We start from the raw sequence: 20,839 nt of genomic DNA on the forward strand, positions 1-20,839 counted from the left end.
CACATGAAATTCAGTGAACTTTGGCTGCGTGAGTGGGTTAATCCGGCCATCAGCAGTGACGAACTGGCGGAACAGATTACCATGGCCGGCCTGGAAGTGGACGGTGTAAGTGACGTCGCACCCGCGTTTACCGGGGTAGTGGTGGGACGGGTAGTCTCCTGTGAGCAGCACCCGAACGCCGACAAATTGCGCGTGACTAAAATAGACATCGGCGGCGACGTTTCGCTCGACATTGTTTGTGGTGCGCCGAACTGCCGACAAGGGTTGAGGGTGGCGGTAGCCACCATTGGTGCGGTATTGCCCGGCGATTTCAAAATAAAAGCCGCTAAGCTTCGTGGCGAACCCTCTGAAGGCATGCTGTGTTCGTTTGCCGAACTGGGTCTGGATGATGATCATAGCGGCATTATTGAGTTGCCGGATGATGCGCCTATCGGTCAGGACATTCGTGAGTATCTTCAGCTTGACGATAAAACCATTGATATCAGTGTTACACCGAACCGTGCCGATTGCCTCGGTCTGATGGGCATCGCCCGCGACGTTGCGGTGCTTAATCGCCTGCCGCTCACTATGCCGCATATCGATACCGTGGCACCGGTGGTCAATGATCGGGTGGAGGTGCGCGTGGAGGCCACCGATGCCTGCCCACGTTATCTGGCCCGCGTGGTCAAGGATATCAACACCGCTGCGCCAACGCCGCTATGGATGAAAGAGAAACTACGCCGCTGTGGGTTACGTTCAGTGGATGCCGTCGTAGATGTGACCAATTACGTCTTGTTGGAATTAGGTCAGCCGATGCATGCGTTCGATTTACAGGCAATCGACGGCGGCATCGTAGTGCGCATGGCCGATGACGGGGAAGTGTTGACCTTGTTAGACGGAACCCAAGCCACCCTGTCAGCGGATACGCTGGTGATTGCCGATCGGCAAAAAGCCTTGGCGATGGCGGGTATATTTGGTGGTGAGTTTTCCGGCATCAGCGCCACCACACGTGATGTGGTTCTCGAATGCGCTTTTTTCAAACCGTTGGCCATTGCTGGACGTGCCCGTCGTTACGGGCTGCATACCGATGCATCCCACCGCTATGAGCGTGGTGTCGATCCGGCACTGCAGCATCAGGCAATAGAGCGTGCTACCGGATTATTACTTGCCATTTGTGGTGGTCAAGCCGGGCCGATTGTGGAGGCCAGTACACCATCGGCCTTGCCGACGCGTGCCACCATCACGTTGCGCCGTGAAAAACTCGATCGGCTGATCGGCCATGTTATTCCCGATGCCGATGTTGGTGATATTCTCACCCGTTTGGGATGTGAGGTGACGCTAGGCCAGGATAGCTGGCAGACGCTCGCACCGACCTGGCGTTTCGATATGGAAATTGAAGAGGATCTGGTGGAAGAGGTGGCGCGGGTGTTTGGTTACAATACCATTCCCAACGTGCCGATTCGGGCCGATTTGGTGATGACCCATCACCAGGAAGCCGCATTACCGTTAAATCGGGTGAAAACCTTGCTGGTTGATCGGGGTTATCAAGAAGCGATCACTTACAGCTTTGTCGATCCAAAGATACAATCTTTGTTGCATCCAGGGCAAGCGGCGTTAATGTTACCCAGCCCGATTTCAGTGGAAATGTCTGCCATGCGGCTTTCCCTGTGGAGCGGTTTAATCGGGGCGGTGGTCTATAATCAGAATCGTCAACAAAGCCGGGTCAGGCTGTTTGAAAGCGGATTGCGCTTTGTTCCTGATAATACAGCGGACCTGGGCATCCGGCAGGATCTTATGCTATCGGGTGTTATTACTGGTCCTCGCTATGAGGAACACTGGGATCTGGCGCGACAGCAGGTTGATTTCTATGATTTGAAGGGTGATATTGAATCAATACTTGAACTTACCGGCAAACTTGCCGATATTGAATTCCGTAGTGAAAAAAATCCTGCATTACACCCTGGTCAGAGCGCAGCATTATATCTGAAAGGGGAACGTATTGGATTTATTGGCGTTATACACCCTGAATTAGAACCAAAACTGGATTTAAATGGCCGTACCCTGGTCTTTGAACTACTCTGGGATCAGGTTGCCGTGCGTAAAGTGCCTCAAGCGAATGATATTTCTCGCTTCCCGGCAAACCGTCGCGACATCGCCGTTGTGGTAGCTGAAAACGTGGCGGCAGCAGATATTATCGCAGAGTGTAAGAAAGTTGGCGCAAATCAGGTAGTTGGCGTAAACTTGTTTGATGTGTACCGGGGGAAGGGCGTAGAGGAAGGTTTTAAGAGCCTGGCTATCAGCCTGATACTGCAGGACACCACTCGTACACTGGAAGAAGAGGCTATTGCCGCCACCGTTGAAAAATGTGTTGCGGCACTAAAACAGCGATTCCAAGCATCCTTGAGGGATTGAACCTATGGCGCTTACTAAAGCTGAAATGTCAGAATACCTGTTTGAAAAGCTCGGGCTGAGCAAACGGGATGCGAAAGAAATAGTAGAATTATTTTTTGAGGAAGTCCGGCGTGCGCTGGAGAATGGCGAGCAAGTAAAATTATCAGGTTTTGGTAATTTTGATTTGCGCGACAAGAATCAACGACCTGGGCGTAATCCAAAAACCGGGGAAGATATTCCGATCACCGCCAGACGGGTAGTCACGTTTCGTCCGGGGCAAAAGTTAAAAAGCCGCGTTGAAAATGCTTCACCGAAAGAGTGATGTATTTATAACCATCTGAAAGGCCGCATAGTGCGGCCTTTTTTTATAGTGCGGCTTTTTTTATGGTGCGGCGTTTTTTATAGAGGTTTTTTTATAGCACGGTTTTTATATGGCGTGCCAAGCATGAAGCAGCCTTTTGACCCTAGTGCTTGAGGCGCGAGATGGATGAACGATGCCGACTCGACCCCGACAGACCCCTGTGTTACAACATTTCAAGCCCAATCAACATATGCCTCGACCCGCCATCACTTTTTACCTGGAGACCCGTTATGTCGCCGTTTGACATTGAGAAACTCGCTGCGCAGTTCCCGCTAATTCGTTCACTGATGAACCTGGAGCCGGTGACCTGGTTCAACCCGGCGGCCACAACCCTGGCTGCTGGGCTAGCCTATGTCGGCTTGACCGAGGCAGATGTGACCCAGGCAGAACAACGTCTGCAAAACTTTGCACCCTATCTGGTACGCGCGTTTCCTGAAACTGCTGCTAGCAGCGGTATTATCGAGTCTGATCTGGTGCCATTACCCCATTTGCGCAGTACACTCAATCAGCATTACGGCGTAGAACTGGGGGGACAACTCCTGTTAAAAATGGATAGCCATTTACCGATTTCGGGCTCGATCAAGGCCCGCGGTGGCATTTACGAAGTCCTGACGCATGCAGAGCGACTCGCGACGGATGTTGGAAAACTGCGGCCAGGGGATGACTATGGCAAACTGTTTTCAGAAGAGTTTCAGCAATTTTTTTCCCGCTACAGCATTGCGGTAGGATCTACCGGCAATTTGGGGCTATCGATTGGCATCATCAGCGCCAAACTGGGTTTTCGGGTCAGTGTACATATGTCCGCCGATGCCCGTGAATGGAAAAAAAATAAACTGCGTGAGCATGGCGTTAATGTGGTGGAGTACGCCGATGATTATGCGGTAGCCGTAGCACAAGGGCGGCGCGAGGCTGCCCGGGACCCGCAATGTTTTTTTATTGACGATGAAAACTCCCGCACGTTATTTCTTGGCTATGCCGTGGCGGGCGGGCGACTAAAACAACAGTTTGCCGAGTTGAAATTGCCGGTGGATGCGGAACATCCCTTATTCGTTTATCTGCCCTGCGGCGTGGGTGGCGGCCCTGGTGGGGTGGCTTTTGGCCTCAAACTGGCTTTTGGCGATCATGTCCATTGTATTTTTGCCGAGCCGACCCATTCCCCTTGTATGCTGTTGGGTGTGCATACAGGACTGCATGAGGGCATCAATGTGCAGGACTTGGGAATCGATAATCTGACCGCTGCTGACGGGTTGGCTGTCGGACGTGCCTCCGGTTTTGTTGGCCGGGCCATGGAACGGTTGTTGATGGCATTCTACACGCTCAGTGACGCTGAAATGTTCACGTTATTGGGATTACTCGAGCGCGATGAACACATCAAGCTTGAGCCATCGGCCCTGGCTGGCATGGCAGGTCCCTGGCGCATGGCGGCTGCAGCAGCGCAACTGGCTGCCCGGGGAATCGATGCCAAAGCGATGGCTGAGGCCACGCATCTAGTGTGGGCTACTGGCGGCGGCATGGTGCCGGCGGATGAAATGATGAAATATTTGTCCGTTGCCAAGCTTAAGATAGCATGTGGCTTGGGGTAAGGGGCGACGTGTCGGTGTCAGTTTGTTATACGCTAGGCATCAACCGTCGGTGTCTCTCGCGAGGGACTGAGTCAAGGTGCCTGGTGTTATGCAATAAAAAGTCAGGAATTCGTTAATATTTTGCTTGTTTATGGTAAATGTGTGGTTGTCTGATAGTGGCTCGATGGCGCCGCTGCTATAACCGCTACACATCGTCCTCGCGACACAGGTAGTGATTGTGAAAAGAACCACATTAGTGAGTATTTTGGCGCTATTATTGCCGTGCGGCGTATCGGCCAACGATATTCGTGTCACTATCGTTACCGCTGGCAACAGCGAACCTGGCCAGGTGATCCGCCTGGGCAGCCAGGATGAGAACGGTTTTTTTTGGGATGGCGATACTTGGCGCAGCCCATACTGGTGGCATGAACATCAGGGAAGACACTTGGGTGAACGCAACGCGCGGGGTTGGGTATGGGATGGCTATCAGTGGCGGACTGAAGCGTGGTGGTATGATCACCAAGGTCACGATATTGGTGATCGAAATGACTATGGCTGGTATTGGGATGGCGGGCGCTGGGTCGAACAATTCCCGGATGGTATGCGTGACGATAGCGGAAGGTATTGGTATGAAGGTACCTGGTTTATTGATCCACCGCCACGTGATCATCGCAGGCGTGAATATGATTCAAGAGAACCCGGTAACCGGGGGGGATTTCCTCATCACGAAGAAACACCACGTCGGTTTGGTGGTGGACAAGGCCAGCCGGGCGGCAACCCTCAACCGCAGCACGGTGGTGGACAAGGCCAGCCGGGCGGCAACCCTCAACCGCAGCACGGCGGTGGACGAGGCCAGCCGGGCGGCAACCCTCAACCGCAGCACGGCGGTGGACCAGGCCAACCGGGCGGCAACCCTCAACCGCAGCACGGCGGTGGACCAGGCCAGCCGGGTGGTAATCACCAACCGCAGCACGGGGGTGGACCAGGCCAGCCGGGTGGTAATCACCAACCGCAGCATGGCAATGGTGGGCAAAAGGAAATTATCAAGCCCAAACCGCAGTGATGGCACCGCTATGTTAACGACGTTGGGCTAAGCCTGATACTAGCGTTTCAAATATAACCAGGAAAAATAAATGAAAAAATATGCGGCCTGTTGGATGTTGGCCTTATCAGCGATGGTTTACATCGTGCCTACGGTGGTTCAGGCCGAGACCCACAAGGCGAACACCTCTCCTAGAAGGACTGCTCAGATCGGCGATCGGGATCATCAGGGTAATTATTGGGACGGTTACCTCTGGCGTTCATCTCAGTGGTGGCATGGTCATCAAGGGAAACATCTGGGGGAACGAAACCAACACGGCGAATACTGGGATGGTGGCCGCTGGTCGCCAAAAAAACCGGACACCGGTCATGAAACCACTCAACCGCAGGCACAGTCACATGGCAACCGCACCACGCACAATGTGCCGGTGCATTCGCCAATCGCAACAACCAAACATGGACAATCCCAAGGGAACCCAGCTGCAAACGTCGGGCCTAATGGTGGGGAAACAAAGCAAAATCAGGGTGAAAATAACGTAACCTTGCCGAAAAAAAACCAACATTAATTTACGCATCGGTGTGAAGTCTGTGGTTTTGATTTCATGACCGATGCCATAATCGTGAAGCAGCAGCCGTCACTGGCCCAGAACTGCAACCGAGTCAGTTATCAGTACCCACCGCAAACTAAGATGATGAGCCAGCTTTTACGTTGACTCTACCGCTCGGACGCTATTCCCGGTAGGATACCCCTCAATTTACGCCGACCTTTTTCGGTGATCCCTTAACGGAAATAAATCGATGATCCGCTTCGGCCACACTTTATCGGGATTGATGCAATGATACCCGATGATAGCTTAACCTTTAGCGCCTTGAAACGTCGGCAATGTCGGCAAGATCACCTGCGTATTAGTTGGTTGGCGTTATTATTGTTAATGGCATTATTGCTTAGTCTTTGCGCTGGCGATGTGTGGTTATGGCCGACGCAATGGTTCAACGATATAGGGCGGGTGTTTGTCTGGCAGATACGACTACCCCGTACGTTGGCGGTAATGGCGGTGGGCGCAGCGCTAGCTTTGGCCGGCGCGGCAATGCAAGCTGTTTTTGAAAATCCGCTGGCTGAACCCGGATTGCTGGGCGTGGCAAATGGTGCCGGGGTTGCGTTAGCGCTTGGTGTGTTGCTTGGGCGAGGACTCATGCCGCCATGGGGCTTGGGGCTTTGTGCCGTGGGAGGCGCACTGGCCATTACCGTATTGCTGCTGTGGTTTGCCCGGCGACGAGCATCGAATGCACGGCTATTACTGGTAGGCGTAGCCTTGGGCATCGTGTGTAGCGCGGTGATGACCTGGGCGGTCTATTTCAGTACCAGCCTGGATTTGCGACAACTCTTATACTGGATGATGGGCGGATTCGGCGGCGTGGATTGGCGCACTAAATGGTTAGTGTTATCTCTGCTACCCTTTATCATTTGGCTAAGCTTACAGGGCCGGGTAATGAATCTGCTGGCGCTCGGTGAGCAGCAGGCCATGCAATTGGGCTTGTCGGTGTTTGTTTGGCGCAATGTGCTGGTGTTGGCCTTTGGCTGGATGGTCGGCATTAGTGTCGCTTTGGCCGGGGTTATCAGTTTTATCGGTCTGGTGATCCCCCATATGTTGCGCCTGGTGGGGCTAACCGACCATCGCCGTTTATTACCTGGCTGCGCTCTGGCCGGGGCCGGCGTATTGCTGCTGGCGGATGTGATTGCACGCGTCGTCTTACCCTCTGCTGAACTGCCTATCGGTGTGGTCACCGCCACTCTGGGCTCGCCAATATTTATCTGGCTATTGACAAGGATTAGAGGATAAGCTTGAGGCCTGAAGTTAACCTACTGATTATAACTGTATCCGGAGGAGACTTTGATGAGTGATGCCCTATTTACTCTACCGCTAAAAGGGATAACCGGGGAGATAACTACCCTGGAAAATTATCGTGGTTCGGTACTATTGATCGTCAATGTTGCATCAAAATGTGGCTTGACGGACCAGTATGAAGAATTGGAAAGTTTGTATAAAGAACTGCACCATGAAGGGCTGGAAATTCTAGGCTTTCCTTCGAATGAATTTGCTGGACAGGAACCTGGCAGCGATGAAGAGATCTTGTCATTTTGCCGCGCAACTTTCGGTGTTGAGTTCCCTATGTTCAGCAAAATAGAGGTGAATGGCACCCAACGGCACCCGCTATACCAAGCTTTGATTGATGAACGACCTCAGGCAACGACGTTGCCGGACAGCGGTTTCTATCAGCGCCTGGCGGATAAGGGGCGCGCGCCAAAGCAGCCAAGCGATATTTTATGGAATTTTGAGAAATTTTTGGTTGGCCGCGATGGCCGGGTGATAGCGCGTTTTGCCCCGGATATAAAACCGCAAAACCCGGTGGTAGTGTCGGCGATAACCAAGGCGTTGGCTGAATAGTATGACTTGCCGGTCATGAAATGCATGCCGCGTTTCATGACCGTCGGAGCGAACGATAATGGTGCAAGCCCTGCTGGAATGTCGTAGCCTGAGTGTGACCCGCCGGTTACATCAGGTGTCTGTACGGGTATTCCCTGGCCAACTGGTTCATATTATTGGCCCGAACGGCGCGGGGAAAAGTACGCTACTGGCGAGCATAGGTGGTCTATTGCGTTGTGAAGGTGAAATCACACTGCTGGATAAACCGCTGTCGCAATGGCACGGCGAGGCGTTGGCCCTGCGACGGGCTTATCTTCACCAACAGGCGTCCCCTTATGCGGCCATGCCGGTGTTTCAATATTTGTCGCTCCATCAACCGGTCAATGTTGCTGAACAGCACATCATGCGCACGGTTGATTATCTTGCCGACGCATTATCCTTAAGCGATAAATTGGGCCGACCGCTAAATCGGCTATCGGGAGGGGAGTGGCAACGGGCCAGACTGGCGGCGGTATTGTTGCAGGTCTGGCCGACAACCAATACGCGGGCCAGACTGTTACTGCTTGATGAACCCGCAGCCAGCCTGGATATTGCCCAGCGGGTTGCGCTGGACCGATTGCTGTCGGAACTGACCGCTTTAGGTCTTGGTGTTCTGGTGTGCGCCCACGATCTCAACCACAGTATGCAGCATGCGGGTGAAGTATGGCTGATGTCTGGGGGGAAACTGGCTGCTCAAGGCGCGGCGAGGGACGTAATGTGCCCGGCGCTCTTGTCACCGGTATTTGGCGTGGGCTTCACGCTGCTGCAAGCGGGCGATCGTCCTTGGCTGATTGCGCACGACGGTCACCCATCTGCCCAGTGGGCACCCAACCCTATTTTATGATGAGCTGACGATGAGACGGATTTCTTTCTGGGTGTTGCTGTTAACGCTATTTCTTACCGGATGTAGCCACCATGCGCCGCATCCCGATCCCCGATTGGCTAATAGCCGCGAAGTCAAAGCCCAGCTTCACGCCCAATTACGGCAATGGCACGGCGTGCCATACCGTTATGGGGGTATGGATCGCGCTGGTGTTGATTGTTCAGGATTTGTCTACCGTACCTTTAGGGACCGTTTTAATATTTTATTGCCACGGACTACCGAACAACAGACGGAAATTGGCACCCGTATTTCCCGGGATGATTTGCTGCCCGGCGATTTGGTTTTTTTTAAAACGGGTAGTGGTGGTAATGGCTTGCATGTAGGGATTTATGATGCGGGTGATGTGTTTATTCATGCGTCTACCAGTCATGGCGTCACCCGCTCATCACTTAATAATGTCTATTGGCGCAAGGCGTATTGGCAGGCCCGGCGTATTTGATAACACGCCGGATGGCAACCGTGTTTGTCAGGTTAACGACCCAGGGCACTCTGACGCGGCCGGAGTAGCGTTATCCATGCATTATTCTGTCAACATGCACTGAATGCCCTACACTGAGTTCAGGAGGTGGCGCCATGACCCAAAACCCCATATTCAATAATAGTTTTTTCCAGCAATTACCTGGATTTTATACCGCGCTTGCGCCAACGCCATTGCGTGGGGCGACGTTGCTCTATCACAGTGAAGACTTGGCACGGGAACTGGCGCTGCCGGAGGAACTGTTTACTTCTGCGGGCATATGGTCCGGTGAACAATTGTTGCCCGGAATGCAGCCGTTGGCCCAGGTTTACAGCGGTCATCAATTTGGCGTTTGGGCCGGTCAGCTTGGGGATGGACGGGGCATACTGCTTGGCGAACAACAACTCGCCGATGGCCGGCAGTTGGATTGGCATCTCAAAGGCGCCGGACTCACGCCCTATTCACGCATGGGTGACGGTCGTGCCGTGCTGCGCTCGGTGATCAGAGAATTTCTGGCATCTGAAGCGCTACATTACCTTGGTATTGATACCACGCGCGCGTTGTCCATTGTGACCAGCGACGAGCCGGTGTGGCGTGAGCAGCCCGAACCGGGAGCCATGCTATTACGGGTAGCGCCAAGTCATGTGCGTTTTGGTCACTTCGAACATTTTTACTATCGCCGCGAGCCTGAAAAGGTGCGGCAATTGGCGGAGTACGTCATCAGCCGCCACTGGCCCGAGCTGGTGGGGGAGCCGGACCGTTTTACCCTTTGGCTGGCGGATGTGGTGGCGCGCACCGCCAGGACCGTCGCCCAGTGGCAGGCCGTGGGATTTGCCCATGGCGTGATGAACACCGATAACATGTCTATTTTGGGTATGACTATTGATTATGGCCCGTTTGGTTTTCTGGACGCCTATCAGACTGATTACGTATGCAACCACAGCGACCACCAGGGACGCTATGCCTTTGACAACCAGCCTGCGGTCGCACTGTGGAATCTGCATCGGTTGGCGCAGAGTCTTTCCGGCCTGATGACGGTAGCGGAGCTGGAACAGGCCCTGGCAGGTTATGAACCGGCATTGATGTATGCCTATGGGGAGGAAATGCGCGCCAAACTTGGTTTCAGCCGCCGTGACAAGCAAGATAACGACATATTGACCGGGCTGCTTAGTCTGATGGCCAACGAAGGCGCTGATTACACCCAGACCTTTCGGTTATTGAGTCAGAGTGAAATGGCTGATTCCCGTTCTGTGCTACGTGACGAAATGAAAGATTTAGCCGGATTTGACCAATGGTATGCCCGTTATCGGCGCCGATTGCAGCAAGATGAACCGGATGACCTGACACGGCAGCGGGCTATGCAAGCGAAGAACCCGCGCATTATCTTGAGAAATTATTTGGCTCAGTTGGCAATCGACAGTGCGCAGCAAAACGACATTTCTGTTCTGGCGCGGCTCCACCAAGCGCTGCGCGCGCCTTTCACCGATAACCCCAACGACGATGATATGGCCGCGCTGCCGCCTGAATGGAGTAAAACGCTGGCAATCTCCTGCTCAAGTTAACTTCACCCAAGCATGCTTGGGTGAGCGAGGTCTAACGTGCGATTAAAAGCGACGTTCGGTCGCATCGGCGAGCATTTTCAGCAGCGTACAGCTGTCTTCCCAGCCTAGGCAAGCATCGGTGATAGATTGACCGTAGGCGAGATTCTGACCGGGCATAAGCGTCTGGCTTCCTTCCTCCAGGTAACTCTCGGCCATGATGCCGACGACGTGCTGTGAACCGTCACTTATCTGGCGGCATACCGCTTGTGCCACATCCAATTGACGCCGATGTTGTTTTTGGCTGTTGCCATGGCTGAAATCCACCAGTAGGTGAGGCGGTAATGCATTTGCAGCCAACTGTGCGCAGGCCTGCTGTATATCCTCCGCGTGGTAGTTGGGGGTTTTGCCGCCGCGCATAATAATATGTCCATAAGGATTGCCGGCAGTTTGGTAGATGGTCATCTGCCCTTGTTTATCAGGGGAAAGGAACATATGTTCCGCGCGAGCAGCGCGTATGGCGTCGATGGCAATCTGCGTATTACCATCGGTACCGTTTTTAAAACCCACCGGGCAGGAAAGTGCCGAGGCCATTTCACGGTGAATTTGACTCTCGGTGGTACGTGCGCCGATGGCTCCCCAACTGATTAAATCGGCGATATACTGTCCGATCACCATATCAAGAAATTCGGTGGCGGTTGGCAATCCTAATTCGTTAATGGCCAGCAGTAATCGGCGTGCTGTGGCCAATCCTTCATTCACCCGATAACTACCGTCGAGTCCGGGATCGGCAATCAGGCCTTTCCAACCGATCACTGTGCGCGGTTTTTCAAAATAGGCGCGCATCACGATTTCCAGACGATCTTGGTAATGCAGCCGCAGTTGATTTAATTTCCGTGCGTAGTCGATGGCGCCGTCCACGTCATGAATGGAGCAGGGGCCAATGATCACTAACAAACGTGGATCCTTCCCATGCAGTATATCTTCGATCCGGTGACGTGTGGCAGTGAGTTGATCAGCCAACTGAGCGCTGACGGGTAATGATTCGGCCAATGTTGTCGGCTCAATCAGCCGACCGATGCGCCTGGTGCGTAATTCATCAGTGTTAAACATGCACAATCTCTAAAATGTGTTCTTCGCAACGGTGGAATACCGAGAAGAGATGGCGATCACAATAAACCAAAATCAGATGATATCAACAACAACCACAATGAAATTAATCAGTAAATGCGCCGATTCATTCCCAGTAAATCTATTATTTTGGTGGCCATTTCTTCCACTGAATGATTGGTGGAGTTGAGGTAGGGTATTTGGTTATTACGAAATAATAACTCTACCTCGTTCACCTCAAGACGACATTGGCGTAGGGAGGCATATTGGCTATTGTTGAGCCGGGCATCGCGGATGGCGGCCAGCCGCTCAGGGTCAATGCTTAAGCCGAACAGTTTATCATGAAACGGCTTTAACGCGGCCGGTAAACGTAAATTGTCCATATCGTCGGCGATAAACGGATAATTCGCGGCGCGAATACCATACTGCATGGCCAGATATATGCTGGTAGGCGTTTTGCCACAACGCGATACGCCCAACAGGATGATTTGGGCCTGATCAAGGTTGCGCATTGAGATACCATCGTCATGGGCCAACGTGTAATCAATGGCCGCTATCCTGGCATCATATCGTGTCAGGTTGGTGGCCGTCAGGCCGTGGGTGCGGTGGGCCACGGGATCGGGCGCCAATCCCAATTCCTGTTGCAATGGCGCGACCAAGGCCTGCACCACATCTTGGCAAAAACCGTCACTGGCTTCGATGATGGTTCGAACCAGTGGAGACACAATGGAATAAAACACTAACGGTCGTTCACCGCTTTGCTTATACAACGCGTTGATTTGGTCACGAACCTCCAATGCCCGGGTTTCGCTTTCCACAAACGGTAAAGTGAAACTGGCGGTGGAAAGCGGAAATTGTGATAACACGGCGTGACCGACGACTTCCGCGGTAATGGCGGTACCATCAGAGATGAAAAAAACGTTTCGTTCCATTGGCGACTCCTTTGGAAAGGTTAAGCTTACTCTGATTTTATTCGCTGGCTCGATTCATCCCAGGCAGCCACATGGAGCTTTATGCTAGTCTGACTATGTCATGGTTTTTCGACATTATCATACGCAATACCCTATTCCATTATAAGTGATAAAAGGAAGACGCAGATGTCTCAAACTGACAATGATTCAGATAGCGTATTATGGTACGACCAGCTCGGAATGCAGGATGTTGACCGGGTGGGTGGCAAGAATGCTTCTCTAGGTGAGATGATTACACATTTATCGTCTCTGGGTGTGTCGGTACCCAACGGTTTTGCCACCACGGCGAAGGCGTTTAATGATTTTCTGAATCAGAGCGGCATCAACCAGCGTATTTATGAATTATTGGATCACACAGATATTAACGATATCGGTGAGTTGTCTCAGGCAGGCAAACAAATACGACAATGGATTGTCGACATCCCCTTTCAGCCGGAACTGCAGGCTGTCATCAGCACCGCATACCAACGGCTGTCGGCGGATGATCAAAACGCTTCCTTCGCGGTGCGTTCCTCCGCCACCGCTGAGGATATGCCGGACGCGTCCTTTGCCGGCCAGCAGGAGACGTTTTTGAACGTTCAGGGCATCGATGCGGTGTTGATCGCCATTAAACATGTCTACGCATCGCTGTTTAACGATCGGGCCATTTCCTACCGGGTGCATCAGGGCTACGACCACCGCGGCGTGGCGCTTTCTGCTGGGGTTCAGCGCATGGTTCGTTCGGATCTGGCCGCATCTGGCGTCATGTTCACCATTGATACCGAGTCAGGGTTTGATCAGGTGGTCTTTATTACCGCAGCCTACGGGCTGGGTGAAATGGTGGTGCAGGGGGCGGTAAACCCGGATGAATTTTATGTCCACAAACCCACATTGCAGGCGGGCAAACCGGCAATTGTACGGCGTAATATCGGGTCGAAAAAAATCCGTATGGTCTATGCCCCCAGCCAAGAACATAACAAACAGGTAAAAATCGAGGATGTGCCGGAACAGCAGCGGCGACAATTTTCCCTCTCCGATGATGAGGTTCAAAACCTCGCCCGTCAGGCTCTACAAATCGAGCAGCATTATAAACGCCCTATGGATATCGAATGGGCCAAGGATGGACATACCGGACAATTATTTATCGTACAGGCCCGTCCGGAAACGGTGCGTTCGCGCGGTCAGGTGATGGAGCGCTATCAACTCGCTTCTCGGGGGGACATATTGATTGAAGGCCGGGCCATAGGACATCGTATCGGCGCGGGACCGGTAAAAGTGATTCAAAATATCAGCGAAATGGACCGGGTGGAAGCCGGTGACGTGCTGGTCACCGATATGACCGACCCCGATTGGGAACCTATCATGAAAAAGGCGGCCGCGATTGTCACTAATCGTGGTGGGCGCACTTGCCATGCGGCGATCATTGCGCGGGAACTGGGTATCCCGGCGGTGGTTGGTTGTGGTGATGCCACCGACCGTATCGCGCAGGGGCGCAACGTAACGGTCTCCTGCGCTGAGGGGGATACCGGGTATGTCTATGATGAAGTGCTGGATTTTGTCATCAATAGCTCGGCCATTAATGAATTGCCGGTCTTGCCGCTGAAAATCATGATGAACGTAGGCAATCCCGACCGAGCATTCGATTTTGCCGGTTTGCCTAATGACGGTGTGGGCCTGGCCCGGCTCGAATTTATTATTAACCGTATGATCGGCGTCCATCCGCGCGCCTTGCTGGAATTTGACAGCCAACCCCCGCAATTGCAGCGGGAAATTGAGGACATGATCCAAGGCTATGCCAGCCCCAAGGAATATTATATTGCCCGTTTGACCGAAGGCGTGTCGACCTTGGCGGCGGCATTTTGGCCCAAGCGGGTCATCGTCCGTCTGTCCGATTTTAAATCCAATGAGTATGCCAACCTGCTCGGTGGGGAACGCTACGAGCCCCATGAAGAGAATCCGATGTTGGGTTTTCGCGGCGCCGGGCGTTATATTTCAAAGGATTTCAAAAGCTGTTTTGCGTTGGAATGCGATGCCATCAAACGCGTACGTAATGATATGGGCCTGACCAATGTCGAAATTATGATCCCATTTGTCCGCACGGTGGCGCAGGGTAAAGCGGTGGTGGAGGAACTTGCGCGCCAGGGTCTAAAACGTGGGGAGCAAGGACTTAAGATCATCATGATGTGTGAAATTCCTTCCAACGCGCTGTTGGCGGAACAGTTCCTGGAGCATTTCGATGGATTTTCCATTGGTTCCAACGATATGACTCAATTAGCTCTGGGGCTGGATCGTGATTCCGGACTGGTTTCGGAGCTGTTTGATGAGCGTGACGAGGCGGTCAAAGCGTTATTGTCCATGGCCATTAGTGCGGCTAAAAAACAAGGTAAGTATGTTGGCATCTGCGGGCAGGGTCCCTCGGATCATGAAGACTTCGCCGCTTGGCTGATGAAACAGGGCATTGACAGTCTATCGCTTAATCCCGATACGGTGGTTAAAACCTGGTTGAGTTTGGCCAAACTCTAATCTCCTGTGGCCTTCATTTCCTGAAAATAATAAAGTCGGGTGTTTGCCCGGCTTTTATTATTTTAATGGGTTTAGTGCATGGCGCGCTGTAAATAGCGCCCAAAAAAAAAGCCTATCCTATAAGACAGGCAAAGACTACACACAGCAATTCATTTAACTCAGGGGAATCCGTGATATACCATCGTGGATGAGTTAATTGATGTGATATATAATATTATTTACAACGAGCTGGGTCATTAAGAATCATCCGAAAGGTAAATGGAAAGTTATTTTTTTGAAATACTCATGAGTATTTATCAGAACTGCTGATTGACTTATTCATCGAAGAAAAAAATAAGCAGCCCCCGTGGGACGGGGCTGCTGGACTGGTGACACCTGCGCGTAGGTGTTTAACCGAGTGGAGATGCGAAGCGGTTAAGAGATATCGCTTAAATGTTTTTCAGGGCTATGAATAACGCTCGGTGGTGGTGCTTCATGAACCCAAGCGAAGATCAGCCGGTATGAAACGGCCAGCACCACCGGTCCGATAAACAGGCCAATCATGCCAAAGGCCAATAACCCACCAATGACGCCGCATAATACCAGGAGTATCGGCAAATCGGCTCCCATGCGAATAAATATCGGTCGAAGTACATTATCCAGGGTCCCTACAATGCAGCTCCAAATCAGCAGTACCGTCCCCCACGTGGTGTCACCACTCCAGTAAAGCCAGATCATGGCGGGAATCAGTACCAACAGCGGCCCTAACTGGGCAATGCACAGGACAAACATGACGACGGTTAACACGGTTGCCAGCGGAATACCAGAAATCGCCAGGCCTATCCCGCCCAGCACGGCCTGGACGATGGCGGTAAGCACGACGCCCAAGGCTACGGCACGGATGGCTTGGGCCGCCAACTGAACCGACGCATCGCCGCGTTCAGCAGCCAGGCGAATGGCAAAGTGGCGTACCGCCAGGGCGAGTCGTTCCCCACGCAGGTAAAGTAATATGCTGAACAGGATCATCAGTGCGCAGTGGATCAGAAAGCTACCCACCTGTGCGACCTGAGATAACAGCCAGGTGGCTGAGCGACCGATATAGGGCTGAATCTTGCTGACCAGGGGACCGCCGCCGCCGGAGATCATGGTTTGCCAGCCGGCATAGAGTTTATCGCCCGCCATGGGTACATCCTTGAGCCAATGTAGCGTCGGCAAAGTAAGGCGGTTTGGCTGGCTTGCCCACGCGACAAGTGGGGCGCTTTTCTCAATGACGCTACTAATCAAAACAGACACCGGCAGTACGAACAGCAGCAGTAACAGCAACGTCATGGCAATGACCGCCAGGGAGCGTCTTCCCCAAAGCAGTGTTTGCAACTTAATCAGTAAAGGCCAGGTGGCTATCACCACCATGCAGGCCCAGGCAAAACCTAATATAAAGGGTTGCACGACCCAGAAACAGGCCAAGGTCATTAGCGCAATAAAGGTAACGCTAAAAAGCATCCTTGGCAGATCAAGCTGTTGACGCGGGTATTCCATTAAAAAGTTCTCACCTCAGTTAGCAGGCAGGTCAAAGTAGAATGACAACGGGCACCTTAGGGAATGCCTTGGGTGGGCAGTCTTAATAATGCGTTATTTCACGATTTTTTGACAGATCGGAACAAAAAATATAACCGAGTTAGCTTATATGCAGCTAGCATAGGCGAAGATTTTTTATCCGCAACGGCGCACGTTAAAAAAAAATATGATAAAACGTTTACATGCATCTTAAAAAACGTGATTCCTTCTACATTACTTTTGAACAGCAGGCCCAGAGTTCATGATCCCACAGATTTCGCAGGCGCCGGGACTGGCGCAACCGGTTATCGATTTTATTAACCACCTTAAAACCAAAGGTTTCACCGGCGATACGGCGACCGGATATGCTGACCGGCTTATTATGGCCACGGATAACAGTATTTATCAGTTGCTACCTGATGCGGTGATTTTTCCCCGCACCACGCAGGATGTGGTATTGGTGGCCCACTTGGCCAGCGAGCCGGGGTTCGACGGTCTGACGTTTACCCCGCGCGGTGGTGGCACCGGCACTAACGGGCAGTCGCTCAATACCGGCATAGTGGTCGATATGTCGCGGTATATGAATCATATCCTTGAGGTTAATGTCGAGCAGGGATGGGTGAGAGTGGAAGCCGGTGTTATCAAGGACCAGCTGAATGAATATTTGCGGCCATTGGGGTATTTTTTTGCACCGGAGCTATCGACCAGCAATCGCGCCACCCTGGGGGGGATGATCAATACCGACGCATCGGGACAAGGGTCGTTGGTGTACGGCAAAACCTCCGATCATGTGCTCGGCGTGCGGGCGGTGCTGATGGGCGGAGAACTGCTCGATACGCAGTCGATGCCGACGGTTCAAGCAGAACGGCTAGCCGCCCAGGATAGCGTCATCGGGCACATTTACCGAACGGTGCTCGATCGTTGCCGTGAGCAGCGCGAATTGATTTTGACAAAATTTCCCAAGCTCAACCGTTTTTTAACCGGATATGATCTGCGCCATGTGTTCAGCGATGATCTGCAACACTTCGATCTGACGCGCATTATTACCGGTTCCGAAGGCACGCTGGCGATGGTCACCGAGGCGCGGTTGGATATCACTGCGTTGCCGAAGGTGCGCCGGCTGGTGAATGTGAAATATGATTCTTTTAACTCCGCATTATGTAATGCGCCCTTTATGCTCAAAGCCAAGGCACTTTCGGTAGAAACCGTCGATTCCACGGTACTTGACCTGGCGCGGCAGGATATCATCTGGCACTCCGTGCGGGATATGATCGAGGATGTGCCGGGACATAGCCTGTCTGGCCTGAATATTGTGGAATTTGCCGGTGACGACGAGGTGGTGATTGATGGGCAACTTGCCGCGCTCTGTGAAGGGTTAGACCGTCTGATCGACCAGGGCCAGGATGGGGTTATCGGCTATCAAATCTGCAATCAATTGGCCGGTATCGAGCGCATCTACGCCATGCGTAAAAAAGCCGTGGGGTTGCTCGGCAACAGTAAGGGTCGCGCCAAACCGATACCTTTCGCCGAAGATACCTGTGTGCCGCCCGAACATCTGGCACCGTACATTGCCGAGTTCCGCCAACTGCTTGATGATAATCATCTTAGCTATGGCATGTTTGGCCATGTGGATGCCGGGGTACTCCATGTACGCCCTGCGCTGGATATGTGCGATCCGCAGCAGGAACTGTTGATGAAACAGTTATCGGATCAAATCGTGGCGTTAACCACTAAATATGGTGGCCTGCTTTGGGGTGAACATGGCAAGGGATTTCGCGCAGAGTATAGCCCAGCGTTTTTTGGCGAAACGTTGTATAACGAACTGCGACGAATCAAATCGGCGTTTGACCCCGACAATCGGCTAAATCCAGGTAAAATTTGTGCTCCGCTTGATTGCCTTACACCGATGAAAACCATCGATGCGGTCAAACGCGGCACGTTTGACCGGCAAATCCCGGTGGCGGTGCGTAGTGAGTTCCGTGGCGCCTTGGACTGCAACGGTAACGGGCTGTGTTTTAATTTTGATACGCGCAGCCCCATGTGCCCGTCAATGAAAATTACCGGTGATCGTATTCATTCACCTAAAGGTCGGGCCACCCTGGTTAGGGAGTGGTTGCGGTTGCTGGCGGAACAGGGCGTTGACCCGCTGGTGTTGGAGAAAAACCTGCCAACCGGTTTCGCCACTTTACGTGATTTATTAAGCCGCTTGCATAATAGCTGGCGAGCGGCGAGTGGCGAGTATGATTTTTCCCATGAGGTCAAAATGGCCATGTCAGGCTGTCTGGCCTGTAAAGCCTGCTCGTCCCAATGCCCGGTCAAGATCGACGTGCCGGGATTTCGCGCACGTTTCCTTCAGCTTTACCATACCCGCTACCTGCGTCCTTTACGCGATCATCTGGTGGCGGGAGTAGAGGGTTATGCACCACTCATGGCGCGCGCGCCACGGGTGTTTAATTTTTTCCTCAAACAACCCTGGCTGCGTGAGCTGAGCCGTTGGCGTATTGGCATGGTGGATTTGCCCCTGCTGTCTGCACCTTCGCTGCGCGTCAGATTGACCGGTCATCGCGCCACCACCACCACGCTTGAACAACTGGAAGCGATGAATGCGGCGCAGCGCCGGGGACATGTGCTGATCGTGCAAGATCCCTTCACCAGCTATTATGATGCTGGTGTGGTCGACGATTTTGTTCGGTTAGTGCAAAAGTTGGGTTTTAAACCGGTGCTGCTGCCATTTTCGCCTAACGGCAAGGCGCAGCATATTAAAGGATTTTTGCAACGGTTTGCCAAAACTGCCGCCAAAACGGCAGATTTTCTCAATCGTACCGCGCTGCTGGGGTTGCCTATGGTGGGCGTGGATCCTGCGTTAGTGCTCTGTTATCGTGATGAATACCGGGAGATTCTCGCACAAGGTCGTGGCGAATTCAGGGTATTGCTGGTGCACGAATGGCTCATGTCGCTACCGGTACAGGTCAACGACGTGGCACCTGTGACGCCGTCACTTAAATTGGCGCCTGCGGTGGTGTTGAAAAAAGCGTTACCCCGCGCACCAGGCGAACAGCGTCCGGTGCCATCTTGGTATCTGTTCGGCCACTGTACCGAAGCGACCGAATTACCGGAAAGCGCAGGACAATGGGCGGCGGTGTTTGCACGTTACGGCGCTCGGTTGGAAAATGTCAGCGTAGGCTGCTGCGGTATGGCCGGTACCTATGGTCACGAGAGCGCCAACCTGGATAACTCCCTGGGTATTTACGCCCTCTCGTGGCAGCAGGCGTTGCAACGGCTGCCGTTCGAACGCTGCCTGTCCACCGGTTACTCTTGTCGCAGCCAGGTAAAACGCATCGAAGGCAAAGGTATTCGTCATCCCTTGCAGGCCTTGCTGGAGATTATTGCATGATCTGGAAACGCCAGACTTCACTCGAGGCCCTCAATCAACAAAGTGAAGGTACCCTCATCTCCCATTTAGGTATTATTTATACCCGGTTGGGGGATGATGAATTGGAGGCGGTCATGCCGGTTGACGCCCGAACCCGCCAACCGTTCGGTCTACTGCATGGTGGGGCGTCGGTGGTGTTGGCTGAATCCCTTGGTTCGGTGGCTGGTTATCTTTGTACTACTGATGGCGACCGGGTCGTTGGGCTGGATATTACCGCCAATCATCTGCGCGCGGTGAAAGAGGGCGACGTCCGTGGTGTGTGCCGACCGATGCGCATCGGTCGCGCCCACCAGGTCTGGGAAATCCATATTTATGATGGAAAAAACCACTTGAGTTGTGTTTGCCGACTCACCACTGCGGTGCTGCCGGCTGCCGGTAAAACGCCGCACTAGAGAAACCTGCTACTCAGCAAAAGTTGAATATTTGTGATATAATTGTACCTATAATGTAAACGAAGGGCGATTTTAGACTTGTTGATCCCGCAATATCAACGTACCAGAAACGCGAAGTATGCCGGGTATAACGCACGAATTGCTTGTAGAAAATGAGATGGGCTGGGGTAGGGTAACATTCCATTTTTCGTGTTGCAGGGGTAAGACTGCCCTACGAGAGT

16 protein-coding genes and 1 other RNA gene are annotated in these 20,839 nt (G+C 52.8%); 13 read left to right on the plus strand and 4 right to left on the minus strand.

Annotated features, from left to right (window positions below; all coding sequences use genetic code 11):
* Window positions 1-3: 3 nt before the first annotated feature.
* The 10 genes from pheT (at window position 4) to SJI19_RS11135 (ending at window position 10,701) form a co-directional block, all read left to right on the plus strand.
* Window positions 4-2,391: a phenylalanine--tRNA ligase subunit beta gene (gene pheT, locus SJI19_RS11090; RefSeq protein WP_323478318.1), complete on the plus strand. Its 2,388-nt coding sequence runs from the start codon at window positions 4-6 to the stop codon at window positions 2,389-2,391.
* Window positions 2,392-2,395: 4 nt separating this feature from the next.
* On the plus strand, window positions 2,396-2,692 hold the full coding sequence (gene ihfA, locus SJI19_RS11095) for an integration host factor subunit alpha (RefSeq protein ID WP_011411244.1): 297 nt from the start codon (window positions 2,396-2,398) through the stop codon (window positions 2,690-2,692).
* A gap of 269 nt (window positions 2,693-2,961) precedes the next feature.
* A complete protein-coding gene (locus SJI19_RS11100) occupies window positions 2,962-4,314 on the plus strand; it encodes a D-serine ammonia-lyase (protein WP_323478319.1) in 1,353 nt (450 codons plus the stop codon).
* Window positions 4,315-4,531: 217 nt separating this feature from the next.
* On the plus strand, window positions 4,532-5,356 hold the full coding sequence (locus tag SJI19_RS11105; RefSeq protein WP_323478320.1) for a DUF2502 domain-containing protein: 825 nt from the start codon (window positions 4,532-4,534) through the stop codon (window positions 5,354-5,356).
* Between the two features lie 70 nt (window positions 5,357-5,426).
* Window positions 5,427-5,900 carry a DUF2502 domain-containing protein gene (locus SJI19_RS11110; RefSeq protein WP_323478321.1) on the plus strand — a complete coding sequence of 158 codons (474 nt, stop codon included), beginning with the start codon at window positions 5,427-5,429 and terminating at the stop codon, window positions 5,898-5,900.
* 270 nt (window positions 5,901-6,170) lie between these two features.
* On the plus strand, window positions 6,171-7,175 hold the full coding sequence (gene btuC / locus SJI19_RS11115; protein ID WP_323478322.1) for a vitamin B12 ABC transporter permease BtuC: 1,005 nt from the start codon (window positions 6,171-6,173) through the stop codon (window positions 7,173-7,175).
* 54 nt (window positions 7,176-7,229) lie between these two features.
* Complete coding sequence (locus SJI19_RS11120) at window positions 7,230-7,781, plus strand: glutathione peroxidase (protein ID WP_323478323.1); 552 nt, start codon at window positions 7,230-7,232, stop codon at window positions 7,779-7,781.
* A 58-nt stretch (window positions 7,782-7,839) separates the two neighbouring features.
* On the plus strand, window positions 7,840-8,643 hold the full coding sequence (btuD, locus tag SJI19_RS11125; protein ID WP_323478324.1) for a vitamin B12 ABC transporter ATP-binding protein BtuD: 804 nt from the start codon (window positions 7,840-7,842) through the stop codon (window positions 8,641-8,643).
* 10 nt (window positions 8,644-8,653) lie between these two features.
* Entirely contained in the window at window positions 8,654-9,121 is a 468-nt protein-coding gene (locus tag SJI19_RS11130; protein WP_323478325.1) for an NlpC/P60 family protein, read from the plus strand.
* Between the two features lie 134 nt (window positions 9,122-9,255).
* Window positions 9,256-10,701 carry a protein adenylyltransferase SelO gene (locus tag SJI19_RS11135; RefSeq protein ID WP_323478326.1) on the plus strand — a complete coding sequence of 482 codons (1,446 nt, stop codon included), beginning with the start codon at window positions 9,256-9,258 and terminating at the stop codon, window positions 10,699-10,701.
* Between the two features lie 42 nt (window positions 10,702-10,743).
* Here the strand turns inward: SJI19_RS11135 and SJI19_RS11140 are convergent, their stop codons facing one another.
* Together SJI19_RS11140 and SJI19_RS11145 are read right to left on the minus strand one after the other, a co-directional pair.
* A complete protein-coding gene (locus tag SJI19_RS11140) occupies window positions 10,744-11,790 on the minus strand; it encodes a 3-deoxy-7-phosphoheptulonate synthase (protein WP_323478327.1) in 1,047 nt (348 codons plus the stop codon).
* Window positions 11,791-11,897: 107 nt separating this feature from the next.
* Window positions 11,898-12,719, minus strand: a complete 822-nt coding sequence (locus SJI19_RS11145) for a pyruvate, water dikinase regulatory protein (RefSeq protein WP_323478328.1) — start codon at window positions 12,717-12,719, stop codon at window positions 11,898-11,900.
* A gap of 165 nt (window positions 12,720-12,884) precedes the next feature.
* Between SJI19_RS11145 and ppsA the strand changes: the two genes are divergently transcribed.
* Window positions 12,885-15,260, plus strand: coding sequence for a phosphoenolpyruvate synthase (gene ppsA, locus SJI19_RS11150; RefSeq protein WP_323478329.1), 2,376 nt, complete (start codon window positions 12,885-12,887; stop codon window positions 15,258-15,260).
* A 100-nt stretch (window positions 15,261-15,360) separates the two neighbouring features.
* On the opposite strand, the gene rprA is transcribed toward ppsA, so the two are convergent.
* Together rprA and ydiK are read right to left on the minus strand one after the other, a co-directional pair.
* An RNA gene (gene rprA / locus SJI19_RS11155) (antisense sRNA RprA) lies at window positions 15,361-15,463 on the minus strand.
* 211 nt (window positions 15,464-15,674) lie between these two features.
* A complete protein-coding gene (gene ydiK / locus SJI19_RS11160; RefSeq protein WP_323478330.1) occupies window positions 15,675-16,775 on the minus strand; it encodes an AI-2E family transporter YdiK in 1,101 nt (366 codons plus the stop codon).
* A 280-nt stretch (window positions 16,776-17,055) separates the two neighbouring features.
* Between ydiK and SJI19_RS11165 the strand changes: the two genes are divergently transcribed.
* Window positions 17,056-20,187 (plus strand): FAD-binding and (Fe-S)-binding domain-containing protein, encoded by a 3,132-nt coding sequence (locus SJI19_RS11165; RefSeq protein ID WP_323478331.1) that lies wholly within the window; start codon window positions 17,056-17,058, stop codon window positions 20,185-20,187.
* A complete protein-coding gene (locus SJI19_RS11170) occupies window positions 20,184-20,618 on the plus strand; it encodes a hotdog fold thioesterase (protein WP_323478332.1) in 435 nt (144 codons plus the stop codon). The genes SJI19_RS11165 and SJI19_RS11170 overlap by 4 nt, the downstream gene beginning before the upstream one ends.
* Window positions 20,619-20,839 lie beyond the last annotated feature (221 nt).

The organism is Acerihabitans sp. TG2 (genome assembly GCF_035013185.1).
Taxonomy (GTDB): domain Bacteria; phylum Pseudomonadota; class Gammaproteobacteria; order Enterobacterales; family Enterobacteriaceae; genus Acerihabitans.